This window comes from Kosakonia sp. N21 (assembly GCF_050587465.1).
Lineage (GTDB): Bacteria > Pseudomonadota > Gammaproteobacteria > Enterobacterales > Enterobacteriaceae.
Map to the genome: position 1 here is coordinate 37,899 of NZ_JBOBHR010000012.1, position 26,328 is coordinate 64,226.

The following is a 26,328-nucleotide window of genomic DNA, read 5'->3' on the forward strand; positions in this document are numbered from 1 at the left end:
AGCCAGTCGGTTATCGTTTTAATCGTGAGCAAACTGTACAGAGGGCGATGTTCATGAAAGCATGGCGTTACCAGGTTTGGCTGCTATTCTCAACGCTGATCTTTTGTTCGCCCGTTATGGCGGAAGACGCGCCAGCCGCGGCGACAGCACCCTATTTACTGCCGGGCGCACCTACCTTTGATCAATCGATCAGCCAGTTCCGTGAGCGGTTTAATACCGATAATCCCACGCTGGCGCTGAGCGAGTTTCGCGCCGTGGACGGCAGCGATCAGAACCTGACGCGAGCAGCGACAAAAATTAACGAGAGCCTCTACGCGTCTACAGCGCTGGAACGCGGCACGTTGAAAATCAAATCCATGCAGATAACCTGGCTACCGGTACAAGGCCCGGAACAGAAGGCGGCGAAAGCCAAAGCGCAGGAGTATATGGCGGCGTTTATTCGCGCATTCACGCCCACGCTAACGGCGGCGCAAAGTATGCAAAAGCTGCAAAAATTGCTGACTAACGGCAAAAGCAAGCCTTACTACGCCGAAACGGAAGGCCCGGTTCGCTATGTGGTGGCAGATAACGGCGAAAAGGGGCTGACCTTCGCTGTTGAACCGATTAAGCTGGCGCTATCTGAGGCCCTCGAAGACAACAATAAATGACAAAAAGCAAAGCCTTTCAGGGGATGAATCTCTATACTGTTTCACAGACCATGCTGCCCTGAGGGGCGGCCATATTCCTTAATTCGCCAAGCGCGTGGAGAGTAAAAATGCGACATCCTTTAGTGATGGGTAACTGGAAACTGAACGGCAGCCGCCACATGGTAAACGAACTGGTTGCTAACCTGCGTACCGAGCTGGCTGGCGTAACAGGCTGCGCCGTTTCAATTGCGCCGCCGGAAATGTACCTGGATCTGGCTAAACATGCTGCTGATGGTAGCCACATCGTACTGGGCGCGCAGAACGTTGACGTTAACCTGTCTGGCGCATTCACGGGTGAAACCTCTGCCGAAATGCTGAAAGATATTGGCGCGAAATACATCATCATCGGTCACTCTGAGCGTCGTACTTACCACGCGGAATCTGATGAATTCATCGCCAAAAAATTCGCGGTGCTGAAAGCAGCCGGTCTGACCCCGGTTCTGTGCATCGGTGAAACCGAAGCAGAAAACGAAGCCGGTAAAACGGAAGAAGTGTGCGCACGCCAGATCGACGCAGTACTGAAAACGCAGGGCGCGAGCGCGTTCGAAGGCGCAGTCATTGCTTACGAACCGGTTTGGGCTATCGGTACCGGCAAATCCGCAACTCCGGCGCAGGCGCAGGCTGTTCACAAATTTATCCGTGACCACATTGCCAAAGCAGACGCGAAAGTGGCTGAGCAAGTGATCATTCAGTACGGCGGTTCCGTAAACGCAGGCAACGCAGCAGAGCTGTTCACCCAGCCGGACATTGACGGCGCACTGGTTGGCGGCGCTTCTCTGAAAGCTGACGCATTTGCCGTGATCGTGAAAGCCGCAGAAGCAGCAAAACAGGCATAATCCTGTTTACCCTCTCCCGCCCGGGAGAGGGTATTGTTTTACAGTTTCCCCAGCACGCTAAACCACGCGTAATCCAGTGGTAACAATACCAGATACGTCACCAGCGCCAGCGCAAAACACAGCAGCATCCCCGCACGCACAGGCACTTTGCCCAACGCCATCGCCACCACAATCGGCGACGCCTGATACGGCAACAGCGGCGTGGAATACCCCAATACCTGGATCATGATCACCGACAGCAGCGGGAAGCCGGTGGCCTCGGAAAAACTCTGCGCCAGGGTGGTAAATAACGCCGGCACGCCATTAGCCGTCATAATAAAATTGAGCGCCGTCGTAATGCCGGTCAGCGCGAGGAAGTTGGTAAACGGGTTTGCGGGATCAAGCGGCATCACATGCAGTAATGCTTCCCCTACCGCGCTACCGATCCCGGTTTGCGTCACCGTGATTGCCAGGCCGAGAATACCCGCAACATAGATACAGGTGCGGATATTCACCCCGCTGGAAAACTCATCGCCGTTAATAAAGCCAACGCGCGGCAGTAAAGTCACGCAGGCTGCTGCAAGCCCTGTCCACGCCGGGCCAATACCGTGCCAGCTCTCCGTCACCCACATCGTCAATACCACCGCCAGCAGCCAGGCCAGCCGCTTCTCTTCCCGGCTCATCGGCTCAGACGCGGTGTGCTCACGCGGTGCCTGCGGCTGGCCCGGAAAGAGCCAGCAAATCAGGCCAATCAGGATCATTCCTTTCAGAATGCCGAGCACCGGCGTGTGCAACAGCAGATAGGGTAAATAATTCAGGTGAATACCGTAGGAGCCTTCCGCTGCGCCGCTCATCACCAGGTTCGGTACGTTAGCAGGCAGGATGGTAGCGGAAAGCTGGAACGTGCCAAACCCGACCGCCAGTGCCAGCCCGTACCAGGCACGAGTACCTTCGAGGATGCCCGCCCGTGCCGCCATGGCCGCGACAATCGGCATCAGCAGTGCAATACGCCCCATATTTGATGGCATGACAAACGCCAGCGCATAGCTCAGCAGAACAACGCTGGCGACCATGTGCAGCCATGATGTGGTCAGTTTCGACGAGAGCGCCCTTGCCGCGCGATCCGCCAGACCGGTTTTCCTGATAGCGATGCCTAACACAAACCCGCTAAAAACCAGCCAGAACGCCGACGAGGCAAAACCACCGAAAATCACGTCCGGCGGGGCGATTTTCGCCACCATTGCCGCCGCAAAGAACAGCAGCGCGGTAATAAACTCAGGTAACAGCGAGGTGGCCCACAACACAATGGTGATGCCGACAATCGCAGAGGGAAGGAACAGAGGGTGTGTTAGCCAGAATGACATGCCTGTCTCCTGTAGATTTTTTCAGCAAGTCTACGGCGACAGGCAGGAGGAGTAAACGCGAATTATGGTGGGGTTATTTCAGGATATCGCATTGATGATCCTGTATTTCCTCGGCTGAAGCGCGGTTAAGCGCCAGCCAGTTTCGTTCCGTTGCCAGCAACACAAAGGAATCATCGGCCTGTTGCACCATCGCCAGCGCAAAGCGCCCCATATGCGCTTTGGCTTCCGGCACCTCTTCCGCCAGCATCAAAAACGGGCTGCGCTGTACCAGTTCTGCTTCCGTTACGCGCCGTGCCAGATAGGCGTGACCGAGCAGGCCGCCGGGGAATTCAAGCCACTGGCTGCTGATACGAGTCGCATTGTCATTAAGCTGTGCGCGCACATCCGGGCGCAGGCAGGAGATATGAATATGGAAATGGTTCTGCGTGCGTCCGGTACGCGAGTTGATGGTCAGAGAGATGGCGTTGTCCGGCACCTGGCTACCGCGCATTTTGCTCATCACATCACGGGACTGCCAGGCCTGCCAGAAGAAGTTCGGCGTGTTGGGATCGAGCAATAACGGACTTTCCGTGCCGTTAATGCGGTAAGTCGGCATCAGCAGAAACTGCAACGGCCCGTTGCGGTCTTTCATCAGCACATAGCCGCTTTTCAGGTTCACCTGCGCACACGGTTCCGGTGAATTGTGCTCACGGGCATTCGGCAGACACTGTTCAGTGACTATCTGGCGTAACACATCCGGGTTGCCGTTGCTTGTGAACCAGTACCCTGCTCCCGCGCCAGCCAGTAATGCCACCACCAGCAGAGCAATCGCGATGCGACGAGCTGTTTTCATATTTCCGCTTCCTTTGCTGAAAGAACCGGAATGATAGCGCAAAACGCCGGGGAAGTCGGAAATCCTGGATTTTACGCAGGCTAAAAACGACATCACCCTCCTAAGAGGGCGATGTGTAGGGGAGATTAACGTTTACTGATTTGATCGAAGGTGCCGCCGTTGGAGAAGTGCTCTTTCTGCGCTTTGGTCCAGCCGCCAAACTCATCATCAATGGTGAAGAGCTTCAGTTTCGGGAAGGCATTGGCGTACTTCGCCGCCACTTGCGGATCGCGCGGACGGTAGAAGTTCTTCGCGGCGATCTCCTGGCCTTCCGGCGAGTAGAGATACTTCAGGTAGGCTTCCGCGACTTTTTCGGTGCCTTTTTTCTCGGTCACTTTATCTACGACGGAGACGGTCGGCTCGGCGAGGATCGATTCGCTCGGCGTGACAATTTCAAACTTGTCTTTACCCAGTTCATTGGTCGCCAGCAGCGCTTCGTTTTCCCACGCAATCAGCACATCGCCGATACCGCGTTCAACAAAGGTGTTGGTTGCGCCGCGTGCGCCGGAGTCCAGCACTTCCACGTTTTTAAACAGCGCCTTTACGAACTCCTGCGCTTTAGCCTGATCGCCGCCGTTCTGGTGCAGGGCGTAACCCCAGGCCGCCAGATAGTTCCAGCGCGCGCCACCAGAGCTTTTCGGGTTCGGCGTGATAACGGAAACGCCCGGTTTAATCAGATCGTTCCAGTCATGAATCTGTTTCGGGTTGCCTTTACGCACCAGGAAAACGATGGTTGAAGTGTAAGGCGCGGAGTTATCCGGCAGGCGCTTGATCCAGTTTTTATCAATGCGGCCACGTTCCGCAATAGCGTCTACGTCATAGGCCAGCGCCAGTGTGACCACATCGGCTTCGATACCGTTGATGACCGAGGTCGCTTGCTTGCCCGAGCCGCCATGAGACTGGCGAATCACCACATTGTCGCCCGTCTCTTGTTTCCAGTGCGCGCTAAACGCTTTGTTGTACTGTTCGTACAGCTCGCGCGTTGGATCGTAAGACACGTTTAATAACTGGATATCCTTCGCCAGAACGCTGGCTGAAGCCAGCAGTAAAGTTATTCCCACGCCCCATTTATTCATCGCCCACTCTCTTAAGGTTATGCATTTTGATGAGGCCAGAGTGCCAGAAAGAGATTCAATGAATAAAGAATAAAAAAAGATTGGCTATAACTTTGGGGAATATTAACAGGTAAAAAAAACGCCCCCGGTCATCGAGGGCGTTTTCACACTTAGTAGAGTTTCTTCGCGCAATCCAGCCAGTCGCCTTTGAACGGGCGCTTCATGTTTTCGATGGCGTCGATAATGTCGTGGTGGACCATTTTTTCGTTCTGGATGCCCACGCAGCGACCGCCGTAGCCCTGCAGCAGCAGTTCGATGGCGTAAGAGCCCATACGGGAAGCCAGAATACGGTCGTAAGGTACCGGAGAACCGCCGCGCTGGATGTGACCAAGCACGGTGGCGCGCGTTTCACGCTCCGTTTCGCTTTCGATGTACTTCGCCAGTTCGTCGATGTCGCAGATGTGTTCAGTGATAGCCACGATCGCGTGTTTCTTACCTTTCGCGATACCGGCTTTAATTTCTGACACCAGGTCTTCACGGTTGAATTCCACTTCCGGCAGAACGATAAACTCACAACCACCCGCAATCGCCGCAGCCAGCGTCAGGTCGCCGCAGTAACGGCCCATCACTTCAACGATGGAGATACGCTGGTGAGAAGAAGAGGTGTCGCGCAGACGGTCAATCGCTTCAACCACGGTTTGCAGCGCAGTGAAATAACCGATGGTGTAGTCAGTGCCCGCAACGTCGTTATCGATGGTGCCCGGCAACCCGATGCACGGGAAGCCCATTTCGGTCAGGCGCTTCGCCCCCATATAGGAACCGTCGCCGCCGATAACCACCAGCGCGTCGATACCGCGTTTTTTCATGTTCTCAATAGCCACGGCGCGGATATGCTCTTCACGGAACTCCGGAAAGCGAGCGGAGCCCAGGAATGTACCGCCGCGGTTGATCATGTCCGACACGCTGTAACGGTCGAGCTGGATCATGCGGTCTTCGTACAGGCCGAGGTAACCATCATAGATACCTGCAACTTCCAGACCTTCTGTCAATGCTGCACGGACGACACCGCGGATAGCGGCATTCATGCCTGGCGCATCACCGCCACTTGTCAACACACCGATTTTTTTAATCATGACTACCTCTGAACTAAGGAATGCAAAATAAAATTCTGTGGCCCGAAGCGACTCCCCGACGGGAGCGAACAACTATGATGCAAATAGTATATCAATCCTTGCTTGCTGAATTGATTCAGGTCAGCCCAAATGGTGGTAATTTATACACAAAAAGCTGGCCTGGCTCACTTTTTTACATCGAAATACGAAAGCGTAAAATTGCTTATCGTCCTTGAGGTACTACCGAGCAGGGATCCTGATGAATAATCACATCCGATCCCGGAAAACGTTGCAGAATCGCCTGCTCTACCTGTTCAGCAATGAGATGCGCCTGAACCAGCGGCAGGTTATCTTCCATTTCTAAATGAATTTGAATAAAGCGGGTCGGCCCTGACTGCCGCGTGCGAAGATCGTGAGCACCGCTGACGCCAGGCCATGCGGTAACGATCCCGAAAATTTCCTGACGTTCTTCATCCGGTAATGCGCGATCCAGCAATGCCTGAACCGCTTCATACGCCATACGTAACGCGCTATACAAAATATAGCCACCAATGCCCAACGCAAATAATGCGTCCGCCCGGTGCCAGCCATACCACGACAGACCCAGCGCGATGAGAATTGCGCTGTTCATCATAACATCAGACTGATAATGAAGCATATCCGCCCGCACGGCCTGGCTCCGGGTTTTATGCACAACCCAGCGCTGAAAAGTGACCAGTATCACAGTACTGATCAGCGCAATCACCGTGACCGCAACACCAATGCCGGGGGCATTGAGCGGACTGGGGCTTGCGAGATGCTGAATACCGGTTAACAGCAGGAATAACGCCGAACCGGAAATAAACATACTTTGCGCCAGCGCCGCCAGCGACTCCGCTTTCCCGTGGCCGAAAGTGTGCTCTTCATCCGCAGGCTGTAACGAGTACCGCACCACCAGCAAATTGGTCAACGACGCGGCAATATCCACCATCGAATCCACCAGCGCCGCCAGGATACTGACAGAACCAGTGAGCCACCAGGCAAAGAGTTTAATGATAAGAAGTGACGATGCCGTGACTGTCGCTGCTATCGCCGCACGGGTTATCAGTCGCCCATAGGATTGATTCATAAACGCTCCTGTTTGTCCTGCGGGAATTATAACGGAAGGCAAACAGCAGTAATGGCTAAATTAAGCGGTGGAATGGCAGGCAAAAAAAACCCCCTCATCATGAGGGGGAAGACAGGGATGGTGTTTTAACACCAAACCTATCTACATGAAACAAAAGGATTTGTTTCTTGCAATGTCCACACATTGACCACATCGACACATAACAAGCCCCGCAACTGCGGGGCTTTTCTCACATCCACAAAATTTGCTGCCCTGACGAGGTAGGATGCGGTCTAACCGGTTTTACTTCTCCGGGCTTAACAATATAACGCTGCACAGACTCCAGCGTCACAAAGGTCGCGCTGCAATTTACGTTCTGGCACTGATGGTAACGTTCCTTGGTGGTCTCTGTCATGTAACGACTGGTGCGCGCATGTGCGGCGTGCTGGCATAACGGGCAATGAAACATAGTGAGCACCTCAACGGTTTGACTGATGCTTCAATTTTAACAAATAAAACCTTATAAAACAAAAAGATATAAATAAAACTCTATATATCCTCACCTGCTTCGTACTCAACGTCTGATAGCCTTACCTCAAGCTCTAAGCCCGTCGTGAAGCCATTATTATTGAGGCTGTGGGTCACCTTACTGATTATCCATGCCTGCTCATCTATGACGCTCTTAAAGCCCGAGACTTTCACCGGCGTTTCGGGGTACAGCTCGGCGCGCCCGACCGCAAGGTTTATTGAGAACTCGGCAACACCGCGCTGTAGTTTGTCCCATTTGGCCGTCGCAGCCCGTACCGCCTGGGCTTTTGTGGCGTACACGGTTGTCAGCGCAAAAACGTTATCCGCCTCACCGGCCATGTATTCACCTTCCCGCGCCTCGGGTACTTTGGCCTCCTTCTTTTTTGCCTTTGCTTTGGGATGCTGCAACGCGCGCAGGTGCTGCTCTTTCGGCTTGCGCTTTACCTTCACCTTTTTAGGCTTCGGCTCTTTGGTATGGAGCCATTGCGCCGTCACGCCGGTGTAAGCGCCCCGGTCAGCAATCGCGAACTGGTGCCGGTCGCCATCGCTGCGGGTGATCGTCACCTGGGGAATCGGCTTACCACTGGCGTTAACGGCATTACCCGGCCTGAGAAAAAGTAACTTACCGGCTTTGATGGATACCTCGCCGCCGTTGCGGTCAGCAAGCCGTGTCAGAAATTTGGCGTCTGACTCCTGCGCCTGGTCGATATGCGGCATCGGGATTTTTGCCAGTTCCGGCGCAACTGCGGCGGTTAATTTGTTCCGTGCCGCAATGGCCTCAACGATTGCTCCCAGTGTTTTATCGTGCCAGGACTCTTCCCGGCGCGAATTCAGCGACCCGCGAAAATCAGCCGAGCGGGCGCGGATGGTCACCGTATCCGGCGCGCCCCGGTGCTCAACCTCATCCACGGTGAAACTGCCCTTATTCACCAGCGCCGAATCTTTCCACCCAAGCCAGAGCGTCAGCACGGCACCCCGTACCGGGAGGGCGACAAGCCCGTCGGCGTCGTTGAGCTCGATATCAAGCTGATCGGCTTCAAATCCCCGGTTGTCTGTCATGGTGAGGCTTATCAGTCTGGCGCTGATATTGCCGGTAATATCCTTGCTTTCGAGTTTGAGCATAAAGTCGGGAACAAGTGAGCTTCCCGCCTTGCTATAGAGTATTTCGGACATCAGAACCCCAGCGTTGATGTTAATTTTGTTGCCGCGTCTTTCGCGTTGCCGACGAGGGTTTCGGCCTGTTTACTCAGATCGCCATACACCGCCGCGAGTGATTCATCGACCCGCGTTAACGTCAGCGTAAAGCTGATTTTTCTCGGGGAGCCGTCAGAAAAAAACTCGGTGCCGGTATCGCTGATACTGTTGATAACAAACATGCCGTAAATCATCCCGGAGCCGGAAAGTAACGGCCATGCCCTGCCATCCTCGGCCATCAGCCGGAGCGCGGTTAAGGACAGATGGCCGCCCGTCAGTTCGGGATAAAGCTCACCGCCGAGCGTTATTTTCTCCTCGCCCACGCCGAGAAACTGAAAGGCGTCACGTTTACCCACGCGGGCATTTGACGGCCAGCGATACTCCGCGTCGCGCTGCATGTTCTGAAACGGCAGTGTCTGGCGCATAAAAACGAACAACCCCAAAGCCAGCATCATTTTTCTGTTCCCCTTATCCGTCAGTTCTCATGTCAGCGCGTTCACGGGCGCGTTTTTCCCTGTCGGCACGCTCCACGGCATCCCGTAACTGATTCCCGAGCTCACCACCGGGTGCGCCACCGTTTTGCAGGGTGATGTTGTAATTGCTCTGACGGTTATCAACATAAGATTTGCCGGCACCGGGCGCGGTCACCGGCTGATAGGACGGATAGCCGCCATACGAAGAGGTGAGAGGGATATACGACCCCGGCTGCGTGGCATTGCCTGGCTGTTCCGACCGGGATTTTGCCTGGCTGGCCTTTTCGCCTTTCTCGTCAAGACCGTCAGACTCTTTGTTAATCACGCCGAGTTTTTCCAGCACCCATTCAATGCCGGATCGCAGTTTGTTGAAGGCTTTAAGCGGCAACATCAGCGCATCAGCCAGCGCCTGACCAAACGCGATACCGGCATCCTTGCAGGAATTAAGCTGCTCCTGTGAAGATTTGACCGGCTCAAGCAGGTTTTTGAACCAGTCCCACGCCGCCTTTAATTTTTCGCCCAGCCAGTCAAACATCGGTTTAAGCGGTGAGAACATTTCACCGACAGGCGCAAAGGCCGCCGTGAGTCCCTCAATCACACCGCTGAAAAAGGCGCTGATGGGCTCCCAGTATTTGCGGATAAGCAGGGCACCGGCGACGATGGCGACGCCGATCGCGATAATCGGCCACGTCAGCGCACCGAGTACCGTCATGATCGCACCGCCCACGACACTGAAGACCGTCCCGAGCACACCGGCAATCGCAATAATCGCGTTGATGCCAGAAATAACGGGGAACGCAACCAGGCCGATTGCGCCGATGACGGCAACCACGGCAGTTGCCACCCCGGCCAGCACGCCGAGGGTTTGCGCCAGTCCCTGATTTTTCTGGATCCAGCCGTCAAGTTGCAGCACGTAGCCGGTCGCAGTCTGCACCAGTTTTCGAAGGGAAGACTCCTGCTGGTCAAACAGGTCTGTCCCTACCGCCTCGTAAGCCGACTGGAACTCTTTGAAGTCGCCGCCGAGGTTGTCCTGCATGACTTTGACAAGCTCCTCGGTCTTGCCGTCAGACGATTTAAACGCAGCGGTGAGCGCATCAAGCTTCCCGCCCGAGGCGGCAGACATCAGCACCGCCGCCGCCGAGCTGGCTTCCTCACCGAAAATCGTTTTCATGTATTCGGCGCGCTGGCCGGTGCCGAGTTTGTTTTTCGCAAAGCTGGCCTGAATCTCTTTGAGGATGGAAAATATCGGTCGGGTGTTTCCCTTCTTATCCGCGGTGCTGATACCCAGCTCTTTAATCGCTTTGTACGCTTCGCCGGTTGGCGCTTGCAGACGGGTGATCACCGCCCGGCTCCCCGTACCGGCCATTGACCCGGTGATTTTCGCGTCATGCAATGCCCCCACCATCGCGGCGGCCTGCTCGATACTGACCCCGGCATTTTTGGCGACTGGCGCGGCGTAGGTCAGCGCATCGTTAAGCCCGTCAAAGTCCGTCGCGGTTTTATTCATCGTCATCGACAGAACATCACCTATGTGCGAAACCTGATCGTTGCTCAGTTCAAATGCTGATTTCATCCCCATCAGCAACCCGGCGTTTTCCTCCATCGTTCGCTTGTTTGACAGCGACATGTTGAGTGTGGTCGGGGTCGCGGCCTGAATATCTGCGGCGCTCCCGCCCGCTTTGGCGATGATGATTTGTGCCCCGGCAGCATCATCAGCCGAGGCTGCTGTGTTGTCGCCGAGCTGGCGCGCCTGTTTGCGCAGCGCCGTCATTTCTGCGGAGTCTTTCGCTACGCCGAGCACGGCCTGTAATTCAGAATTCTTTTGCGCAAACTCATAACCCGGCTTTAACAACGCTGCACCTGCCAGCGTGGCGGCTGTCGCCATTCCCACGCCAGCGGCACCCACCGCCGCCGCGTTCCCGGCCAGTTCCTTTCCGGTCTGGTAACGCTGTCTTACCCGGCTCAGTTTTTCCTGTTGCGCGCTGACTTTTCCCAGCGCCGCACGTTGCCGGTCAAGCTGGGATGTCGTCTCGCTGATGGTGTTTTTCAGGCGGCGCTCATCAGCCGCCAGCGTGCGGGTATTAATTCCGGCCTGACTCAGCGCCTGTCGCTGGCGTTGCACCGCTTCGCGCAGACTGTTGTGTTTGAGCTGGAGCGCGGCGGCGCTTTTACGGGCGGCCTCCATTGCGGCCGCCTGTGCGCGTGTTGGCTGCTCAGTGTTTTTAAACTGCACCGCCAGCGCGGCGGCCTCCTGTCTGGCTTTTTCCAGTGCCTGACGGGTAACCGCAAGCTGTGCGCTGGTCTTGCGAAAACCCTCAATTCTGGATGCCTGGCTGTTGAGCTCACGCAACGAGGTCTGAGTCGCCCGGATACCTCCGGCCAGCTCACGGCTGGCCTTGTCGATGGATTTTAACGGGCGCGTCGCCTGGTCAACCGCTTTGAGCAATACCTGTAATTTCACATCACTCATTCGTGTTTCCGCTTCGCTGGAGCGCTTTTTCGCGCCATGTGATGAGCTCTGTCAGGCTCATGGGAAAGAGCTCTGATGGCGGCCAGTGGAAAATCACTGCGATATCCGCCATCAGGTCATCAACCGAGAGATTTTTCGGAAAGGTTACTGTGCCGAACTCGGTGACAAAAAACCGACCACCTGACCGGCCAGCGCAACCAGATCGGGCAGCTCCAGCGCTGCGACTTCCTGCTCGGTCAGGGAGGGGGCTGTCATGCGCGGCAGTACCTTAATCAGCGCATCCACCTCGGAATTGGCGACCGCCGCCAGACTGACACCGCGAAGCGTACCGGCGTTCGGCTTCATCAGCGTAATGGTGTTTACCACCTGATCGCCGCGTTTAATCGGATTTTCCAGGGTCACTACGTTTTCTTTGCTCATGATTTTCTCGTTTAATTTCGTTATCAGATAACCCGGCAGGCGGCGCTCACCGGGGAAAAATTACAGGCCAATATTGCGGCGGTGCTGTTCCAGCCTGTCGGTGCCGTTCACTTTTTCAATCATGTTGATGGTGTCGATTTCGACCAGCTCTTTACCGTCCATCGTCAGCTTGAAATAGGTACACACGACCGAAATTTTGGCTTCGGTGTCTTCGCCCATTTTGCTTTCGCCGGTGTCGATTTCTTTCTGGCGACCACGCATGACCACCTCGACGGCGACCGTTTCGCCGGTGTCGTCGCGCTGGTAGGAACCGGCAAAACGCACCGGCACCGCGTCGACGCCGGTCGCACCGTACAGCTCCCAGATAACCGAATCGGGGAAGCCGCCGAGCGACCATTCCATCGACAGGGCATCATCATCAAGGCCAAGGTCAACCGGCGCACTGCCGCTCATCCCCGCCCCGCGATAGTTCTCCAGCTTGCGGGTCAGCTTCGGTAACGTGATGGATTTTGCGATCCCCTGATAGCTGTAGCCATTCAGGAAGACGTTCATATATTTCAGTTTGCGCGGCATTGCCATGTGTCAGGCTCCTTAGTTGCTGTTAACCGCTGTCACCAGGTTGGCGAGGTACTTGTCGGTGATGCGCTGGCGTAAGGTCAGGTTTTCCAGCGGGGGAACCGGCGTATAGTCGTAGTCGATATAGAGTTTCCCGGCCTTGAGGGTTTCCTTGTCGTTGGCTTCCTCGTCAAACCAGCAGGTCGCATCGACGATATAGCCGTTGGTTTTCAGCTCGCGGAATTTGGCGTTAATGCCGTCAACGATGTCGCGAATCAGCGTCGCGGTGATCGGCTTGTCGACCGCCCACATATGCGCCTCCGCCATCGTGTCAGCGATAACCTGTGCGGTGCGGGTGTAGTTCTCAAACAGGAATAACGGATCGTCGGAGCAGGTGCGGTTTCCCCAGAATCGAAAGCCATCTTTGCGAATCAGCGTCGTGACCCCGGCTTCGTTCAGCAAGTCGGCATCGGTGCCGGGCTCCTGCAAATCCCAGAATACCGACGCACTGATGCCGGTGACGCCGTTAACGCCGACGTTGGACAGCGTTTTATGCCAGCCGACAGTCTGGTCGATGTAGGCGCGCAGACCCAGCGCGCGCGCCGTGGCGTAAGCGGTTCTGGTGGCGTTCGTCGTGGTGTCCCAGGTGAGGAAATCAGGCCAGATAACCATCAGTTCGCGCTGGCTGAAGTTGTCGCGGTATCGGATGGCCTCGGAAATCGTTTTACAGCCCCACGCGCTGACATACCCGAAGGCGCGCAGTTTCTGGCAGACCGGCGCAAGCGCGGTCGCCACTTCGAGCGTGTCGTAACCCGGCACACCGAGAATGCGCGGTTTGACGCCGGTGACGGCCTCGGCAGTCAGCAGGGCTTTCAGCCCGGTATATTTGCCGCTGGCGTCCGTGGTGCCGATGATATTGGAAACCGTCTGCGCGAATGCAGCCTCCTCATCCTCGCCGGTGCCCTCTTCGACACGCACGACAACGGTGACCGGTTTAGCCTGGTCGGCGATGGCCTGGAGCGCGGCGCGCAGAGTGCCTTTTTTACCGGCTTTCGCAATGGCACTTTGTACGCTGGTAATCAGTACCGGCTCATTGAGGGGAAACGTCGCCGCGTCGGCATCGCTGGCAGTACAGACCATACCGACAATCGCCGTCGAGACCGTGGAAATAACGCGCGTGCCGTCATTAATCTCGACGACCTGCACGCCATGATGATAATCACTCATCCGTTTAACTCCGTGGTGTTGGGGTGAGTGATATTTTTAGGGCAGGCTGACAATTATGCGACTTAAGCTGGTTCTACAATGGTTGTAACAACTACCTGTTTGGGTTGTTACCATAACCCCTGAATATTAATATCTCATAACGCTGGCATGTTTAATGCGAATGGGTTATACATTATCTCGATAACACTATTTCACACTAGCCATAAACGCCAAGCGCCTTTAATAATTAAGTTAATAATTTATTCTCATAACATTATTTCCAAATGACAATACACGCCAATTAAATCTTACATGGAGAAAAATATGAAAAAATCTGTAATAGCAAGATGGATAGCCCTTGCAATATTAATATGCTGCATTTATGCAGTGGCACTATTTTGTTTGGCAAGCAATTTCAACAAAGAAACAATGGAGAAAGCTGGTGTATTTGGCGATAGCTTCGGCGCTTTAACATCATTTTTTTCCGCACTTGCATTTATTGGGGTTGTACTTACATTGTATTATCAAACACAAGAATTTAACCGTCAAAAAAAAGATGAAGAAGAAAACAGAAAAGAATTAATCAAGCAAGGTTTTGAGAACTCATTCTTTCAGATGCTGCACTTGCACAACCAAATAGTTGACAACATTTCCTTTCACTTAGAAAAAGATGATAAAACAGTATATGGTCGAGTCGCAATAAAAGAAATGCAACTCGAATTAAATGAAATGTTCAAAGCAGAAGAAAAAAGACAACATATGACAACACATCATATCCCTGAGGTATTTAACCAGTTTTATTATAAAAAGGGGTATCAACTAGCACATTACTTCAGGTTTCTTTATAACATATTTAGATTCCTGTCGGAATCAGATATTGAAAACAAAGAGCTATATACGCGTCTAGCACGAGCACAAATATCGAATCAGGAACTATATATTCTGTATTATAACGCTTATACAAATAGAGGTGAGAACTTTAAAAAATACATTGCAGAATTTGAACTTATGGACAACCTTCCGACTATAGAACTCTTTCGAGAACTCGACAAAAACCTTATTCCCAACGCAGGATTCAAAACTAAATTTTAGCAAACCCACCCTCTTAATAATCAACACACCATAAAAACAAAAAAAACACCGCCATCACTCTTGATGGCGAAAACCCATTTAATAACTGAAAAGAACAAGATGACTTGAGTTAAATATAATGATAAAAAGCCGCGATTCTCATCAAGGCTGTTTTATTCACTGCATCATGACGGCATGGACAGCGCAGCCACGGGAATTAATGAATGAACCGAAGCAATATATTGCTGATAAATATCACTCTCCGTCGCCACTTCGCCCTGATTAGGGTAGCGGGCGGCGTCCTGAGAACAGGAAAAAACAGCAATAATTTCGGCCTTTTTACTGTCCCGGTACTGAACAAAAACCTTACTCATAACTTGTACTCCGAAATGGTCAGCGCCCCGGTCAGCGAGCCGCCGGTCGTATTCACCCCCCAGTAAATGGTCTGGGCGGTCATGATTGAAAGATCGCAATAGGGTGCGGTAACCATCGTTATTGCCCCAAAGCCTTTATTGCCAATCGTTGCCGGAATACCTGCACCGCTCAACGCCCCGGATACGGTCTGGCCGGTGTTTGATGTCGACGCAGAAACAGACCCGCTGCAAGACACCGCATTTTTTGGAACAATCCCGGAAATATTCAGCGCGGATAACGACGACGGGGGCGCGGTTGTGCTGACAGCGGTTTGTTGCGGTATGGATACCGAACGCCCGATCTGAATAAACGGGGATATCAGCGCCTGGCTGTTCGTCGGGAGAACAGAAATTAAGGCACTCGCCGTGTAACCCTTTGGCATATCGCCGCCCGGATAGATCTCACTGGCTTTAACTCCGGTGGCATTAAACCCCAGCAGGGCTTTTGCGCCAGTGGTGGGGTTGTATATCACATACAAAGCCACAAACCCGGAAACCGGTAATGTACCCGCATCCATGCCACCCGCGCCGGTGACGGCTCCATTAAAAACCAGATTCAGGCCATTCAGCCTGTATTGTTGCCCTCCCGGTGCGGTTTCAGTGATTAACTCATCTGCCGACCAGGTGACTGAGGCACTGGCGGCGGTCAGATTCATCGCCGCGTTTCTCGACTGCCCGACAATGCCGGCAGTCGCAGACTGTACAAACTCAGTCGTCGCAATTTTTCTGGAATTATCCCCCGGCGCAGGCGTCGGCGTTGTCGGCGTTCCGGTCAATGCCGGGCTGGCTAGGGGGGCATACTGCGGATGCGGGTTACCGGCGGCGTTGTGCTGTTTCAGCAGATCGTCAGCATAGGCTTTTACTTCAGTCGTATTGCTCTCAACATACTGACGCGTCGCCAGCACGACCGACGGGTCGATTTTCAGCGTAACGGCGGCGGTTGAGGAGACAATGAGCACCATGCGTATTGTCTGCGTGCGCCCGCTCCCCTCCTGCAACTGCGGCTTGTAGGTTTCCGGGCAGTTTGCCACCGCGATTAACACGCCGTTATCGTCATAAATCCCGATTTCACGGATCCAGAATCCGCCCTCGTTTTCGGGGATGATTTGCTCGGCAATAATCTGACTGGCGTTGTTCGGGTCAACGCTCAGCATATTCAGCGGCGCAATGCGCTTCTGATTGACCAGCTTTGTTTGTGCCGCGTCCGGTGTGGGCAACGTGCCGTTGCCGTCCCCGACGGCCATTTGTGTAAGGTTGAGTTTCGTGCCGAGCGCGGCGGCGTTCGCCAGCAGTGCCGCGCCCTGATTGGTCAGAATTGCAAAAAATTTCGCGGTCATGCGTTAACTCTCAGGTTATCAATAAACAGAATGGCCGAGGCCGGGAAGTAATCACCGCCAACAGCGATTTGCTCCGGCGTGTAGGGGTAAACCGTCAGTGAATTGCCGTCATAGCTTCCGGCCTCAACATGGACATTGCCGGACGTGCTCAGGCTGATAGCGAGGCCGGTTAAGTGGCGACTGGCCGGTTTTGCATCATCAATAAGCCGCTCCAGCTCCTGATACATTTCATCGGTGATCCCCCCGTCCAGCACACCGACAACAAGCCGGAAGGTTCCCGGCTCCTCGTTGAGCTGCCACCACTCCTTAATTTCAATCAGAAAGCCGAGCGGCTCGACCACGCGACGCAATGCGCTGATGGTGCCTTTGTGCTGATGGACGTAAAACGAGGCGGCAATAACGTTGCGTTTGGTGGCTTCCGGCCAGGCTGAATCCCACCGGTCTACTGACAGCGCCCAGGCAAGATAAGGCAGCAGGTTAACCGGGCAGGTTTTCGGATCCCACAGGGTACGCAGCGGCACCGGCACGCGGATGATTTCCGCCGCTGCGGCTGCGGCGGCGACTTCCAGCGCCGAGGAGCCGACGGGCAACAGGCGGTCATCACTCATCGGCTCCCCCTGCGGTGAGGGTATAGGCCGTGCAATAGGAGGCCTGATGTTTACCGATCACGATGTCAGCCTGTGGCGCAGTGAGCTCTACACGCTGCACCCCTTCAACATGCAGGGCGGCATAAATGGCCGACTGGCGGACATCGCGCCCGAGCCGGTGCTGCGCGGTGATATACGCCTCCAGTTTTTTCTTTGCGGCGGTGATGATGGGCTCCGCTTCGGGGCCAGGGTAAAAATACAGCGTGGCGGCAACCTGATACGGCACAATCTCAGCCGCCTGAACCGTGACGCGATCGCCCACCGGGCGCACGTCTTCGGCGTTAAGGGCTGTCTCCACCACGGCCAGCAGGTCAGCACCGGCGGAGCCGTCACCCTCGCGGGCTAACACGGTGATGGTCACACAGGCCGGAGTGGGGCTGACCACAGAGATATCGGCGACACGCCCGTCTGCGCTGCGCCCGTGGTACTCGTAAGCGCCGACCGGCCCCGCCACGCTTAACCCTTCAAACGCCTGTTGCGCGCGTGAACGTAAATCCGCGTCGGATTCCAGCACCGCCGCCACAGAAGGAACGGCGGTATCATCCGCCGGGGTGATGGTCAGGCGCGCGGTGTTGCTGTTGGCGGCCATCACGTCAAGGTCATTACCGGCAGCGCTCGCCAGCATGACGGCGCGGGCAGCTTCGTTAACCCGCTGGCGCCAGATCACTTCGCGGTAAGCGTTTTCCTCAAGGAATTTTGTCAGCGGCTCGGATTCAAGCGAGAGCGTACGGGCAACGGCGTCCTGTTGCTCTTCCGGGAAGAGGGAAACCAGCGTCGCTTTACGCTCGGCGAGGATACTTTCGTAATCCAGCGCCTCAACCACATCCGGGGCGGGGAGCTGGCTCAAATCAACAATCGGCATGGTATCAACTCACGGGAAAGGTTAACGAAAGGGTTTCGCCGGTGCTGGCTATCTCGCCGGTCAGGCTGACCACCATGCGGCCATCAAACTGACGCTCCGTTGTCACCGTGCTTAGCGTGATACGCGGCTCCCATTTCAGCGCCGCAAAATAACAGGCGACTTTTATTTGCAGCTCCAGCGCCGGGGTCTGCGGCTGGTCAATCATGGAGGACAGCAGCGAGCCATATTCCCGGCGCATCACGCGCGATCCGACCGGCGTGCGCAGAATGTCGGCCAGGCTCTGGCTGATGTGCTCCGCATCGGTGAGTGTGCGGCCATCGCTGCGGCTCATGCCAAGATAACGGGCGGTCATAATGGCGCTCCTGTCGTGCCGCCGCTGTCGCCGGGGTGTTGGTGGGTGTGGAGGACTTTGCCATTAGACGACAGTGCGCCGCCGCTGTGCTCGATATTGCCGCGCATCGTGCCGCCGCTCTGTACCTCCAGCGAGCCGGTGATCAGTTTGTTGGTGCAGACCACTTCCGGGGTATCGAGCGTGATACGGGAGGAGGCTTTGACCATGACCACCGGCACCGTGACGGTGACGGATTCCGATGCCGTCACGTCAGCGGTTTTAATCCCGCTGACCGTCAGCGCACTGGTTTGCGGCTCATATTCAAAAACCGCGCCGTCCGGGAAGGAAATATGCCAGGCATCCGCCGAGGCAGACGGGGCGGGGTTCTCATCGGAAAAAATACCCGGCAGCACAAAGGCGGTATCAAGCTCACCACCCACGGCCAGAATTAACACCTGTTCACCGACGGACGGAGCCCACCACGAACGTGAGCGCCCGGCGCGCTGGGTCAGCCAGTTAAGCCAGCCGGTAACAATGCCGCCGGTCTGCACACGGCAGCGACCGGCATTAAGATCGGTTTCGACCACAAAGCCGGTGCGTACCATATTGCGGATGGCGCGGGCAAGTTCGTTAATGTTTGCTAGTGTGTTCATGAACAAAAAAATGCCTTGAACATCTTCTTACTGCAATGCAATGGTATTTTGCTACAGTTGACACAACTTTGAATGTAAAGTAATGATAAATACAATTATATATTTACAGAGAAAGGAAATTTTTGGGTATTGTTATGAATGAAATACTAACCAGTTATGATACGAACAAAGACACTTATGACTCTTATGCATTGTCGCTAAAATCTCTGCTAAACACTTTAATTCGTGATGGCGGTTATTCAATTCACTCTTTGGACGCAAGAGTAAAAACCAGAGACAGCCTTGCTGATAAAATACTAAGCAAAGCCAAGTACAATTGCATTGAGGATATTACTGACATAGTTGGCGCAAGAATAATAACCCACTACTCAGATGATGTAGATCAACTTGCAAAGTTAATTGAAAGTGAATTTGTTATAGATAGAGAAAACTCAATCGACAAAAGGGTTACATTAGAACCTGACAGATTTGGTTATCTATCGTTACATTACGTTGTGAGTTTAAATAAAAACCGCACAATCTTAAAAGAATATGCGTCATATAAAGATATTAAGGCGGAAATTCAAATACGCTCAATACTCCAGCATGCGTGGGCAGAGATCGAGCATGACATCGGCTATAAATCAAACGGCCTGCCTAATGAAATCAAAAGATATTTCTCCAGACTTGCTGGCTTGTTAGAAATTGCGGACGATGAATTCATAAAGATAAAAGAAAGCATAAATGCGCGAAAGGAAGAAATCGCAAACGTATTGAAAAGCGGGAAAGGGGAAGACACATTAGATTTAGTCTCATTACGAGAGTATATTGACAAAAGCAAATTACTCGATGAACTAGCGCTTGAATTTACCTCAATGCACGCGATACCTCTGTTAAAAGGAAAAACCCCAAAAGAGTTAGACTCTCTTTTGAATAATTTAAATTTCGTTGGCATCAACTCCATAAAACAACTTGAGCATGCTTTAATTAAACACCGGGAGTTGATACTTAACAGAATTAAAGTATTCCCCACCGAAGCCATCGAAAATTTTCGCCTTAGTGGCATCCCTAGACAAGTCCTTATTTCATATCTAACACAAATTCTAGTCGCGATGCGGAATTCACGCGACTTTGAAAATTCTTTTTACAAAACAGCCAAATTTAACATTAGAGACGAAAGGAAAATTTCATTCTTTGAGGATATAAGAAAACTTGCTGCCAATATTAAAAAATAAAAAACATACACGGTGCATTTTAAATGCACCGCCTTTATGAAGCTCGATTCCCTTGCCTAACCAACCGCCTAACAATGCTTATTTAAGCTGACAAGTGAATATTTATAGTCGTCTCCACCAAAGATAAAACATCATCTGACAAGCCAAGTAACGGGCGGGAAGGATATTGTACTGTATAACTATTTTTGTCAGTTTTATCTTTCAACCCATACTGATGTACCCTGGCAATGCGTTGCACTTTGCCGGTGAATTCAACAACTGCTGCGTTGTCATTACCGCTGGCTTTCAGGTAACGATTCGTGCGCAGCTTTGCGAACATCTCCCGTTTTATCCTGCCTTTCTTTGCGCGTATCGGCTGGCTTTTTCGTGGTGCGTATGGCGTCCCGTCGGGCGCTTTTTGCGATTTAATCCGCTGTTGCTGGCGCTGGCGCAGTTTCTTCGCAATCTCGACAGTCAGACGGCGACGGCCAGCGGGAGACAGTGCCGCAAGCAACCCCGCGAGCTTGTCCTCAAATGGCTTAAGCTCATTCATGCCACTGACTCACCAGATCATTACCGGCATACATCGCCAGCGGTCGTGTTACCGGCTCCGGCGGCGGTGGCTCCGGGGCAGTGGTTACATGCAGTGCGGCATCAACCTCTTTAACAATCGTTCGCTCGGTCAGTAACAGGCTGATACTGATATCGACGCTGCTGTCGTTGTTGATGTCGGCATAAAAGGTAAAGCCCTTTTTCTGCCCCTCGCCGGTTGTCATGATGTCCGGCTGGTACTCACGCAGCCAGGCCATCACCGGAACGAGGATCAAATCAATATCGCCGGTGTAGTCGGTCACCACCACGTTGAGGGTGTAGCGTTTTTCAAAAGAGAGGGACGCGGCAAGCGTTGCGCCAATGCTCCCGCTGTCGATAAAAAGTCGCAGCATTTCGGGGTTGGTGCGCAGCTCCGGCACCGCATTACTGAGGGCTTTGCGCAGACTGTCGGGTTTCAGCATCGGTTTCATCCTGGCATTTTTTGACGGCTTCAACCTGTAACGCGCAGCTTTCTAACGCACGCTCAAGGTTCCTGATATCGGCGCTCAAATCGCCGTTGGTGTATGGATCACTTCCCGGCATCGGGCAAAGGCTGACTTTCGGGCAGGCGTTGTAAACAATCACCGGCACTGGCGCAGGCGGGGCGCTTGTGCAACCGGCGCACAGCATCAGGTAACACAGCGCCATACCAGCGGCGGAACGCTTCATTTTCATTGAGTAACCTCTTAATCGCCTCTTCCCGTTGCGCCTCCCGCCCTGCGGCGGCGTCCAGTTTCTGGTGCAAATCCACCTGCGCCCGCTCGTTGTTATCCGCCACGGTACGGGCAACAGTGAGCTGATTTTTCAGCATGCCGATCGTTGTTTTTTGTTCACTGGCGACACGGCCGGCTTTATCAAACGACGCGCGAAGGGTGCCGTTTTCATGGCGCAGCCACAGCAGGCCAACGACGGCCAGAATCAGCAACACGATTAACGTTTTCATTCCGCCCCCTTAAGGCAGTAATCCCGCTCGCGCTTGCGGCGGTTTTCGAGCCCGGTATTTTTAACGCCGTCGATGTAGACCCAGCGCGACAGTTGATCGCATGCCTGTCCCCACTTTTTCTGGTTCAGGAAATAAACCAGCGTGGACTTACACGCCGCGCCGGTGCCGACGTTAAAGGCGAAACTGACCACGGCGTCATACACGCGGGGCGGCATATCCACCGGCGCGCAGACCTCAAGGCTGCGCTCAACCGTCAGCACGTCAGAAACCAGATTTTGCGCCGCTTCCCGTTCCGTAATATCCCGTTTCGGCGTGACCCCGGCAGTGTGGCCGATGCCCGATGTCCATACGCCCGCGCTGCACTGGTAGGGGCGCAGACGGCACCCCTCAAGGTCTGCAATCAGGGCAAGACCGTCCTGCGAGGTATGGAGTAAACGAAAATCGGGCACCAGTGCCGCCAGTGCCAGCACGGCGGCCACACTGCAACGCTTAACGATTGATGACATTGCTCATTACCTCCCCGGAAAGACTGCCCTGTCTGACCTGGAGCGCTAACAGGGCGTAGCTTTTGCGCCGGTAATACCAGTTAACGCCGACCGTCAGCACCACGCCCAGCGCGCCAAAATACGCGGCGAAGTCCTGCGGGGTCATCGCACCGAAGAAGGTGAGCGCAACGCTTATCCAGTACGCCAGCCACGCGGTGATTTTCTCCATGCTCAGTCCCATAAATTCACCGTTTCCCGTGCCGCTGCGGTCTGTATCTCTGGCAGCTCCACCGCGACGCCGTGAGGCAGTACCGCGCCCAGCTCAGCCAGCCCCGGATTAGCCGTGAGCACCGTTTCGAACACCCCCTCAGTGCGCCCGTAATACCGGGCGCAGATAACGTCGAGGGTGTCGCCCTGAAGCGCATACACCTTCATCAGATTTGCCCCACGATGCAGCGGGGTTTGTCCTGAATGCGCGCCACTGACCAGCGCATATCCCGCCACAGCTCATCAATCGTGGTATCAATGCTGTCGGCTTTTTTATCGCCTTTCGCGCTCGCATCCACGCCGCGATAACGTTCGTACAGCGTGGCGGTTGCCATCGCACACACCGCGCGCTCGTAATAAAAAACCCGTGTGCTTTCGCCGTCGATCTCATCCGACGGCACATTGGCCAGGCGCGCAAAACCCGCCTTAATCTGGCTGGCGCGGTACTCGTAAAGCTCCGCGTTCGCCTCGGCAATGCCGGTTTTGATGGCGTTACGCAGTCGTGCTGGCGCGATGGTCTGCTCAAGGCGCATCAGTTCGCGCACGCGCTTCGGGTCGATGTCGGGAAAGAAAAACGTATTTTTAATAACCGGCTCGTCGCCCGCTGGCGGCGGAATGACGACCGTGTTACCCGGTTCAGCCGCCTCGGTTTTGTTAATAATCACTGTCTGCATGACTACCTCTGAAAGGGTGGGCGGTGGACGCCGGTCGCTGATAAGGTGAAACACCCTCATTAACCGGCGTGCCGCCCTAGCGCGGGGCGCGTTCTTTTAACCGGCGACTTTGCGGGGGCGACCCCGCCCGCGTTTCACCGGTGTGACTGTTTTTTTCTGCTGTGCGGCTTTCGCGGGCTTTTCGGGCGCAGGCGTCGCGGCAACAGGTTTCGGATTCAGCTCGCGCGTAAGGCTCTCAATCTCTTTCTTCACCCCGGCGTTGTGGTCGAGTTGTATCGCGCGTTGCAGGTGCGTCATGGCATCAGCGGGCTGACCGGCATCGCGCAGCGTCAGCCCGGCGACTTTATGCAGACGGGCGCGCACCTCATCGGGCATGTCTGCCTCGCGGGTCAGAGTGAGGGTGTCGAGAAGGACTGCCGCATCCACCGGCTGACCGGCGTCACGGGCGCGCAGTGCGGCAAGCGCCACCTCTTCGGCCAACATGTAAGGCGCGGTGCGGTGATGGTTTTCCGGCATCGACAGGTTGTAGCGCAGTGCATAGCGGGCAATCTCCAGCGCGCCGGGAATATCACCGGCATCGAGACGCCACAGCATGACCGTCATCAGAATGGCGTCCTGCGTGCCGGTGCCGTTCTCCAGCACGCCGGTTACCCAGGGCAGATAAAACGGCAACAGTTCGCGCTTTTTCTCTGCCTTGCGCTCTTTCGAATGGATCTCTTTTAACGTCCTGCGGTCTGCGGCCAGCTTTACAAGCATCTGCTCATAAGGGGTGGCATGGCGCAGCGGGTTATCTTCCCGCTGCGCTGCCTTCATGGCCGAGACCCGCATCGCGTGACGCTGTGCGGGGCTCGCCATCTGTTACGCTCCCTCGCCGGTACTGGCCGGGGTGGCAGTGGAGGCGGTTGCCAGTGCTTTCATGGCCTCCGCCATTTCAGCCGCAAACACTTTCGCGATATCCGCTTCCGGGGTGTCACCTTCGGCCTGTTCAAGGATCTCGATGTTTTCAATCAGGCACCCGGCTTCGTAGTCTTCAATCACGAAATCGACTTTCACCTGTTCGTAGTTTTCCACCTGGTCGAGCTTCGGATTTTCGATGATGTGACGGCGGTGACCGTCTTCGTAGAGGTAAATCGAAATGTTATCCAGCGTGGTGATAAAAATACTGCTCGCCGGGAAGAACGGCGCACGCACGGCCTGTAACTGGCCGATGGTTTTCTGGCTGATAATCAGCTCACCGGCCAGTTGTTCACTGTTGGGCTGGAATTTGTTGATCATCGGGAAATATTTGTCGGTCAGAATACGGCGACCACAAATCACCACCATTTCCGGGTTTTCGCGGTGAACCTCTTCGATCAGTGATTCATGCGCATCCATGACCAGCGCGTCGAGGTTTTTGTAAACGCCGTTTTTACCGACCGTGATTTTCTCGGAAATCACTTTGCCGCTTTCGTCGACAACCTTGCTCATGACACGTTCCGGTGCGTCATTGCGGTATTTCTGCAACCAGCCGACAGCGACATCCTGCAACAGCGGATTTGCCTTGCGGTCAGAGGTTGCCGCGCGGCTCACACCGTTAAAGCCGATGGTGATGTAGTCCAGCGCCTGACGCTTGATGATCGCGTTGCGGATACGAATCTGAAAATCCTGAAAGCGCGACCACAAATCAAGCTTGTTATAGCTCAGGTGATAATCGAAGTTCACCGGGTGGCAGAAATAGCGGTAAGCGTCCAGCTTCGAAAAATCGGCGGTCTTACGCTCGTCACCGTTTGCCGTGTCGGCGGTGCTGGCAATCGTGCCGTTGACGTCGATGCCGACTTTTTCCTCGGTCAGCTCGCGCACCACGACCATATTAATTTGCTGCAGGAAGGAGGAAGACTGCTGGATTTTGTCAAACAGCGTCTGTGTTACCGACGGCTCAACGCTGAATTTTTTGCTCAGGTCTTCGACGCTTACGCCGTTCAGCTCTGCAAGGCGGCTCATATACGCATTAAATTTAAAACGGGTTTCTTTACGCATTGTCTCTGTATTCCTGTTCTTAAAAAGGGAGGCCGGTCAGCAGTCGGTCAGGGTGGCATCCGCGCCATCGCCGCCGGTGCTCAGTTTCCGGCGCGGCTGTGTCTGGCTGGGGGTTTTGTCCAGGGTGGCGGTGATCGTGCTGAACTGCTCGCTGTTTTTGGCGGCCTCGTCGGTCACGCTTTGTTTAAGCGCGGCGAGCTCCGCTTCCAGCGAGGTAAAGCGCGTTCCGGCGCTGTCTTCGCTGGTCTGCACGCGCTCGGCGATAGTGGTCACCGCTTCGTGCACGTCGTGAAAACGCGCGTCATCGCTGGTCTGTTTGCGGCTGAAAATCGCCTTTACGGAATCGGTCAGTTTGTTCAGCAGGGTTTCGGGCTGGTCTTCGAATTCCAGCTCGGCGAGGGTGGCAACAGAGAAAACATTCTCCGGGCTGGATTTGAAACGCTGAAGCGGGTTGTGTTTCGCAGTGCGGCAGAATTCCAGATATTCAGTGCCGAGGCTTGCCGGGTCATCAGTGACCGCCAGGCCAACCAGATAACACTTGCCGCTGTTGGCAAAGTTCGGCTGAATTTCCATTGAGGTGTAAACCTTCTGGCCTTTCGCCACCATATCGACCAGCGTGTCGAGCGGGGCAATTTTGCCGAACAGCGCCAGCTTGCCATTCAGCGCGGAATCGTCTTCGATTTTCTCCGCTTTCAGTTCGACCACATCGCCATAACGGGCGAAAGCACCGTCCGGCAACAGGCCGCGCAGGTGTTCGAGGTTGATGCGGCAGCCATAGACTCGCGGGTCAAATGAGTCGGCCATTTCCTGAATATCCGACGCGCTGATCACGCGACCGTCACAGGTGTCACCCTCGACGCCGATACGGAAGAATTTTGATACTTTTTTTGCCATCGTCAGGAGTCCTGATTGTGTGAGAAAGGATCACGTTTTGTCAGGGGGTAGTTTCCCGGCTCGTCCGTTGGTTCGCCATCAGTCACGGATGGCTTGCCCGCGACACATCAGCACC

34 protein-coding genes are annotated in these 26,328 nt (G+C 54.5%); 4 read left to right on the plus strand and 30 right to left on the minus strand.

Features of this window, described 5'->3' with window-relative positions; all coding sequences use genetic code 11:
* The first annotated feature begins 116 nt into the window (after window positions 1–116).
* Together ACQ3G7_RS22140 and tpiA are read left to right on the plus strand one after the other, a co-directional pair.
* Window positions 117–647, plus strand: a complete 531-nt coding sequence (locus ACQ3G7_RS22140) for a DUF1454 family protein (RefSeq protein WP_263100997.1) — start codon at window positions 117–119, stop codon at window positions 645–647.
* Between the two features lie 107 nt (window positions 648–754).
* Complete coding sequence (tpiA, locus tag ACQ3G7_RS22145; protein WP_263098593.1) at window positions 755–1,522, plus strand: triose-phosphate isomerase; 768 nt, start codon at window positions 755–757, stop codon at window positions 1,520–1,522.
* Between the two features lie 38 nt (window positions 1,523–1,560).
* On the opposite strand, the gene ACQ3G7_RS22150 is transcribed toward tpiA, so the two are convergent.
* From ACQ3G7_RS22150 to ACQ3G7_RS22210, 13 genes are all read right to left on the minus strand, one after another.
* Window positions 1,561–2,865 carry an SLC13 family permease gene (locus ACQ3G7_RS22150; protein WP_430892164.1) on the minus strand — a complete coding sequence of 435 codons (1,305 nt, stop codon included), beginning with the start codon at window positions 2,863–2,865 and terminating at the stop codon, window positions 1,561–1,563.
* Between the two features lie 73 nt (window positions 2,866–2,938).
* On the minus strand, window positions 2,939–3,697 hold the full coding sequence (locus ACQ3G7_RS22155; RefSeq protein ID WP_430892166.1) for a CDP-diacylglycerol diphosphatase: 759 nt from the start codon (window positions 3,695–3,697) through the stop codon (window positions 2,939–2,941).
* A gap of 125 nt (window positions 3,698–3,822) precedes the next feature.
* On the minus strand, window positions 3,823–4,812 hold the full coding sequence (locus tag ACQ3G7_RS22160) for a sulfate ABC transporter substrate-binding protein (protein ID WP_061499373.1): 990 nt from the start codon (window positions 4,810–4,812) through the stop codon (window positions 3,823–3,825).
* A 149-nt stretch (window positions 4,813–4,961) separates the two neighbouring features.
* Window positions 4,962–5,924: a 6-phosphofructokinase gene (pfkA, locus tag ACQ3G7_RS22165; protein WP_263098596.1), complete on the minus strand. Its 963-nt coding sequence runs from the start codon at window positions 5,922–5,924 to the stop codon at window positions 4,962–4,964.
* Between the two features lie 202 nt (window positions 5,925–6,126).
* On the minus strand, window positions 6,127–7,011 hold the full coding sequence (gene fieF, locus ACQ3G7_RS22170) for a CDF family cation-efflux transporter FieF (RefSeq protein WP_430892169.1): 885 nt from the start codon (window positions 7,009–7,011) through the stop codon (window positions 6,127–6,129).
* Between the two features lie 229 nt (window positions 7,012–7,240).
* Complete coding sequence (locus ACQ3G7_RS22175; RefSeq protein WP_088237039.1) at window positions 7,241–7,459, minus strand: DNA-binding transcriptional regulator; 219 nt, start codon at window positions 7,457–7,459, stop codon at window positions 7,241–7,243.
* Window positions 7,460–7,539: 80 nt separating this feature from the next.
* Window positions 7,540–8,691, minus strand: coding sequence for a phage late control D family protein (locus ACQ3G7_RS22180; RefSeq protein WP_430892171.1), 1,152 nt, complete (start codon window positions 8,689–8,691; stop codon window positions 7,540–7,542).
* Entirely contained in the window at window positions 8,691–9,167 is a 477-nt protein-coding gene (locus tag ACQ3G7_RS22185; RefSeq protein WP_430892173.1) for a phage tail protein, read from the minus strand. The genes ACQ3G7_RS22180 and ACQ3G7_RS22185 overlap by 1 nt, the downstream gene beginning before the upstream one ends.
* Window positions 9,168–9,180: 13 nt before the next feature.
* On the minus strand, window positions 9,181–11,655 hold the full coding sequence (locus ACQ3G7_RS22190) for a phage tail tape measure protein (protein WP_430892175.1): 2,475 nt from the start codon (window positions 11,653–11,655) through the stop codon (window positions 9,181–9,183).
* Window positions 11,648–11,767: a GpE family phage tail protein gene (locus ACQ3G7_RS22195; protein ID WP_071845836.1), complete on the minus strand. Its 120-nt coding sequence runs from the start codon at window positions 11,765–11,767 to the stop codon at window positions 11,648–11,650. Before ACQ3G7_RS22195 ends, ACQ3G7_RS22190 begins: the two co-directional genes overlap by 8 nt.
* Window positions 11,768–11,799: 32 nt before the next feature.
* Entirely contained in the window at window positions 11,800–12,075 is a 276-nt protein-coding gene (locus tag ACQ3G7_RS22200) for a phage tail assembly protein (protein WP_430892177.1), read from the minus strand.
* 60 nt (window positions 12,076–12,135) lie between these two features.
* Window positions 12,136–12,654 (minus strand): phage major tail tube protein, encoded by a 519-nt coding sequence (locus ACQ3G7_RS22205; protein ID WP_430892179.1) that lies wholly within the window; start codon window positions 12,652–12,654, stop codon window positions 12,136–12,138.
* 12 nt (window positions 12,655–12,666) lie between these two features.
* Window positions 12,667–13,857, minus strand: coding sequence for a phage tail sheath protein (locus ACQ3G7_RS22210; RefSeq protein WP_430892181.1), 1,191 nt, complete (start codon window positions 13,855–13,857; stop codon window positions 12,667–12,669).
* Between the two features lie 303 nt (window positions 13,858–14,160).
* Between ACQ3G7_RS22210 and ACQ3G7_RS22215 the strand changes: the two genes are divergently transcribed.
* Window positions 14,161–14,928 carry a putative phage abortive infection protein gene (locus tag ACQ3G7_RS22215; RefSeq protein ID WP_430892183.1) on the plus strand — a complete coding sequence of 256 codons (768 nt, stop codon included), beginning with the start codon at window positions 14,161–14,163 and terminating at the stop codon, window positions 14,926–14,928.
* A 164-nt stretch (window positions 14,929–15,092) separates the two neighbouring features.
* Here the strand turns inward: ACQ3G7_RS22215 and ACQ3G7_RS22220 are convergent, their stop codons facing one another.
* From ACQ3G7_RS22220 to ACQ3G7_RS22245, 6 genes are read right to left on the minus strand one after another with little or no spacing between them, the layout of a single operon-like run.
* Window positions 15,093–15,281: a hypothetical protein gene (locus ACQ3G7_RS22220; protein ID WP_430892185.1), complete on the minus strand. Its 189-nt coding sequence runs from the start codon at window positions 15,279–15,281 to the stop codon at window positions 15,093–15,095.
* A complete protein-coding gene (locus tag ACQ3G7_RS22225) occupies window positions 15,278–16,657 on the minus strand; it encodes a phage tail protein (protein WP_430892187.1) in 1,380 nt (459 codons plus the stop codon). Before ACQ3G7_RS22225 ends, ACQ3G7_RS22220 begins: the two co-directional genes overlap by 4 nt.
* Window positions 16,654–17,265, minus strand: a complete 612-nt coding sequence (locus ACQ3G7_RS22230) for a phage tail protein I (protein WP_430892189.1) — start codon at window positions 17,263–17,265, stop codon at window positions 16,654–16,656. Before ACQ3G7_RS22230 ends, ACQ3G7_RS22225 begins: the two co-directional genes overlap by 4 nt.
* Window positions 17,258–18,166: a baseplate assembly protein gene (locus tag ACQ3G7_RS22235; RefSeq protein WP_430892191.1), complete on the minus strand. Its 909-nt coding sequence runs from the start codon at window positions 18,164–18,166 to the stop codon at window positions 17,258–17,260. Before ACQ3G7_RS22235 ends, ACQ3G7_RS22230 begins: the two co-directional genes overlap by 8 nt.
* Before the next feature lie 4 nt (window positions 18,167–18,170).
* Window positions 18,171–18,518 (minus strand): GPW/gp25 family protein, encoded by a 348-nt coding sequence (locus ACQ3G7_RS22240; protein WP_430892193.1) that lies wholly within the window; start codon window positions 18,516–18,518, stop codon window positions 18,171–18,173.
* Window positions 18,515–19,150 carry a phage baseplate assembly protein V gene (locus ACQ3G7_RS22245; protein ID WP_430892195.1) on the minus strand — a complete coding sequence of 212 codons (636 nt, stop codon included), beginning with the start codon at window positions 19,148–19,150 and terminating at the stop codon, window positions 18,515–18,517. Before ACQ3G7_RS22245 ends, ACQ3G7_RS22240 begins: the two co-directional genes overlap by 4 nt.
* 122 nt (window positions 19,151–19,272) lie before the next feature.
* Between ACQ3G7_RS22245 and ACQ3G7_RS22250 the strand changes: the two genes are divergently transcribed.
* Window positions 19,273–20,364, plus strand: a complete 1,092-nt coding sequence (locus ACQ3G7_RS22250) for a GTP pyrophosphokinase (protein ID WP_430892197.1) — start codon at window positions 19,273–19,275, stop codon at window positions 20,362–20,364.
* An 82-nt stretch (window positions 20,365–20,446) separates the two neighbouring features.
* On the opposite strand, the gene ACQ3G7_RS22255 is transcribed toward ACQ3G7_RS22250, so the two are convergent.
* The 11 genes from ACQ3G7_RS22255 to ACQ3G7_RS22305 form a co-directional block, all read right to left on the minus strand.
* Entirely contained in the window at window positions 20,447–20,896 is a 450-nt protein-coding gene (locus tag ACQ3G7_RS22255; RefSeq protein WP_430892199.1) for a phage virion morphogenesis protein, read from the minus strand.
* Window positions 20,889–21,356: a phage tail protein gene (locus ACQ3G7_RS22260; protein WP_430892201.1), complete on the minus strand. Its 468-nt coding sequence runs from the start codon at window positions 21,354–21,356 to the stop codon at window positions 20,889–20,891. The genes ACQ3G7_RS22255 and ACQ3G7_RS22260 overlap by 8 nt, the downstream gene beginning before the upstream one ends.
* Window positions 21,319–21,582 (minus strand): Rz1-like lysis system protein LysC, encoded by a 264-nt coding sequence (lysC, locus tag ACQ3G7_RS22265; RefSeq protein ID WP_430892203.1) that lies wholly within the window; start codon window positions 21,580–21,582, stop codon window positions 21,319–21,321. The genes ACQ3G7_RS22260 and lysC overlap by 38 nt, the downstream gene beginning before the upstream one ends.
* Window positions 21,464–21,877 (minus strand): Rz-like lysis system protein LysB, encoded by a 414-nt coding sequence (gene lysB / locus ACQ3G7_RS22270; protein WP_430892205.1) that lies wholly within the window; start codon window positions 21,875–21,877, stop codon window positions 21,464–21,466. Before lysB ends, lysC begins: the two co-directional genes overlap by 119 nt.
* Window positions 21,874–22,383, minus strand: coding sequence for a lysozyme (locus ACQ3G7_RS22275; protein WP_430892207.1), 510 nt, complete (start codon window positions 22,381–22,383; stop codon window positions 21,874–21,876). Before ACQ3G7_RS22275 ends, lysB begins: the two co-directional genes overlap by 4 nt.
* Entirely contained in the window at window positions 22,367–22,603 is a 237-nt protein-coding gene (locus ACQ3G7_RS22280; RefSeq protein ID WP_430892209.1) for an HP1 family phage holin, read from the minus strand. The genes ACQ3G7_RS22275 and ACQ3G7_RS22280 overlap by 17 nt, the downstream gene beginning before the upstream one ends.
* A complete protein-coding gene (locus ACQ3G7_RS22285; protein ID WP_430892211.1) occupies window positions 22,594–22,797 on the minus strand; it encodes a tail protein X in 204 nt (67 codons plus the stop codon). The genes ACQ3G7_RS22280 and ACQ3G7_RS22285 overlap by 10 nt, the downstream gene beginning before the upstream one ends.
* Window positions 22,797–23,303 (minus strand): head completion/stabilization protein, encoded by a 507-nt coding sequence (locus ACQ3G7_RS22290; protein ID WP_430892213.1) that lies wholly within the window; start codon window positions 23,301–23,303, stop codon window positions 22,797–22,799. Before ACQ3G7_RS22290 ends, ACQ3G7_RS22285 begins: the two co-directional genes overlap by 1 nt.
* Window positions 23,304–23,399: 96 nt before the next feature.
* Entirely contained in the window at window positions 23,400–24,158 is a 759-nt protein-coding gene (locus ACQ3G7_RS22295; protein ID WP_430892215.1) for a phage terminase small subunit, read from the minus strand.
* Window positions 24,159–24,161: 3 nt separating this feature from the next.
* A complete protein-coding gene (locus tag ACQ3G7_RS22300; protein WP_430892217.1) occupies window positions 24,162–25,319 on the minus strand; it encodes a phage major capsid protein, P2 family in 1,158 nt (385 codons plus the stop codon).
* Window positions 25,320–25,355: 36 nt separating this feature from the next.
* Entirely contained in the window at window positions 25,356–26,213 is an 858-nt protein-coding gene (locus tag ACQ3G7_RS22305) for a GPO family capsid scaffolding protein (protein WP_430892219.1), read from the minus strand.
* Window positions 26,214–26,328: the final 115 nt, after the last annotated feature.

Excerpts from the sequence above, each read along its gene's own strand:
- ACQ3G7_RS22210 (WP_430892181.1), bottom strand. The coding sequence starts at position 13,857 with ATGAGTGATTATCATCATGGCGTGCAGGTCGTCGAGATTAATGACGGC.
- ACQ3G7_RS22290 (WP_430892213.1), bottom strand. The coding sequence starts at position 23,303 with ATGCAGACAGTGATTATTAACAAAACCGAGGCGGCTGAACCGGGTAAC.
- ACQ3G7_RS22225 (WP_430892187.1), bottom strand. The coding sequence starts at position 16,657 with ATGACCGCGAAATTTTTTGCAATTCTGACCAATCAGGGCGCGGCACTG.
- fieF (WP_430892169.1), bottom strand. The coding sequence starts at position 7,011 with ATGAATCAATCCTATGGGCGACTGATAACCCGTGCGGCGATAGCAGCG.
- ACQ3G7_RS22220 (WP_430892185.1), bottom strand. The coding sequence starts at position 15,281 with ATGAGTAAGGTTTTTGTTCAGTACCGGGACAGTAAAAAGGCCGAAATT.
- ACQ3G7_RS22215 (WP_430892183.1), top strand. The coding sequence starts at position 14,161 with ATGAAAAAATCTGTAATAGCAAGATGGATAGCCCTTGCAATATTAATA.
- ACQ3G7_RS22140 (WP_263100997.1), top strand. The coding sequence starts at position 117 with ATGGCGGAAGACGCGCCAGCCGCGGCGACAGCACCCTATTTACTGCCG.
- ACQ3G7_RS22240 (WP_430892193.1), bottom strand. The coding sequence starts at position 18,518 with ATGACCGCCCGTTATCTTGGCATGAGCCGCAGCGATGGCCGCACACTC.
- ACQ3G7_RS22180 (WP_430892171.1), bottom strand. The coding sequence starts at position 8,691 with ATGTCCGAAATACTCTATAGCAAGGCGGGAAGCTCACTTGTTCCCGAC.
- ACQ3G7_RS22155 (WP_430892166.1), bottom strand. The coding sequence starts at position 3,697 with ATGAAAACAGCTCGTCGCATCGCGATTGCTCTGCTGGTGGTGGCATTA.
- pfkA (WP_263098596.1), bottom strand. The coding sequence starts at position 5,924 with ATGATTAAAAAAATCGGTGTGTTGACAAGTGGCGGTGATGCGCCAGGC.
- ACQ3G7_RS22280 (WP_430892209.1), bottom strand. The coding sequence starts at position 22,603 with ATGGGACTGAGCATGGAGAAAATCACCGCGTGGCTGGCGTACTGGATA.
- ACQ3G7_RS22195 (WP_071845836.1), bottom strand. The coding sequence starts at position 11,767 with ATGGCGGATATCGCAGTGATTTTCCACTGGCCGCCATCAGAGCTCTTT.
- ACQ3G7_RS22230 (WP_430892189.1), bottom strand. The coding sequence starts at position 17,265 with ATGAGTGATGACCGCCTGTTGCCCGTCGGCTCCTCGGCGCTGGAAGTC.
- ACQ3G7_RS22160 (WP_061499373.1), bottom strand. The coding sequence starts at position 4,812 with ATGAATAAATGGGGCGTGGGAATAACTTTACTGCTGGCTTCAGCCAGC.
- ACQ3G7_RS22150 (WP_430892164.1), bottom strand. The coding sequence starts at position 2,865 with ATGTCATTCTGGCTAACACACCCTCTGTTCCTTCCCTCTGCGATTGTC.
- ACQ3G7_RS22245 (WP_430892195.1), bottom strand. The coding sequence starts at position 19,150 with ATGAACACACTAGCAAACATTAACGAACTTGCCCGCGCCATCCGCAAT.
- ACQ3G7_RS22235 (WP_430892191.1), bottom strand. The coding sequence starts at position 18,166 with ATGCCGATTGTTGATTTGAGCCAGCTCCCCGCCCCGGATGTGGTTGAG.
- ACQ3G7_RS22300 (WP_430892217.1), bottom strand. The coding sequence starts at position 25,319 with ATGCGTAAAGAAACCCGTTTTAAATTTAATGCGTATATGAGCCGCCTT.
- lysC (WP_430892203.1), bottom strand. The coding sequence starts at position 21,582 with ATGGCGCTGTGTTACCTGATGCTGTGCGCCGGTTGCACAAGCGCCCCG.
- ACQ3G7_RS22275 (WP_430892207.1), bottom strand. The coding sequence starts at position 22,383 with ATGTCATCAATCGTTAAGCGTTGCAGTGTGGCCGCCGTGCTGGCACTG.
- ACQ3G7_RS22295 (WP_430892215.1), bottom strand. The coding sequence starts at position 24,158 with ATGGCGAGCCCCGCACAGCGTCACGCGATGCGGGTCTCGGCCATGAAG.
- ACQ3G7_RS22190 (WP_430892175.1), bottom strand. The coding sequence starts at position 11,655 with ATGAGTGATGTGAAATTACAGGTATTGCTCAAAGCGGTTGACCAGGCG.
- ACQ3G7_RS22200 (WP_430892177.1), bottom strand. The coding sequence starts at position 12,075 with ATGAGCAAAGAAAACGTAGTGACCCTGGAAAATCCGATTAAACGCGGC.
- ACQ3G7_RS22185 (WP_430892173.1), bottom strand. The coding sequence starts at position 9,167 with ATGATGCTGGCTTTGGGGTTGTTCGTTTTTATGCGCCAGACACTGCCG.
- tpiA (WP_263098593.1), top strand. The coding sequence starts at position 755 with ATGCGACATCCTTTAGTGATGGGTAACTGGAAACTGAACGGCAGCCGC.
- lysB (WP_430892205.1), bottom strand. The coding sequence starts at position 21,877 with ATGAAAACGTTAATCGTGTTGCTGATTCTGGCCGTCGTTGGCCTGCTG.
- ACQ3G7_RS22305 (WP_430892219.1), bottom strand. The coding sequence starts at position 26,213 with ATGGCAAAAAAAGTATCAAAATTCTTCCGTATCGGCGTCGAGGGTGAC.
- ACQ3G7_RS22285 (WP_430892211.1), bottom strand. The coding sequence starts at position 22,797 with ATGAAGGTGTATGCGCTTCAGGGCGACACCCTCGACGTTATCTGCGCC.
- ACQ3G7_RS22260 (WP_430892201.1), bottom strand. The coding sequence starts at position 21,356 with ATGCTGAAACCCGACAGTCTGCGCAAAGCCCTCAGTAATGCGGTGCCG.
- ACQ3G7_RS22175 (WP_088237039.1), bottom strand. The coding sequence starts at position 7,459 with ATGTTTCATTGCCCGTTATGCCAGCACGCCGCACATGCGCGCACCAGT.
- ACQ3G7_RS22205 (WP_430892179.1), bottom strand. The coding sequence starts at position 12,654 with ATGGCAATGCCGCGCAAACTGAAATATATGAACGTCTTCCTGAATGGC.
- ACQ3G7_RS22255 (WP_430892199.1), bottom strand. The coding sequence starts at position 20,896 with ATGAATGAGCTTAAGCCATTTGAGGACAAGCTCGCGGGGTTGCTTGCG.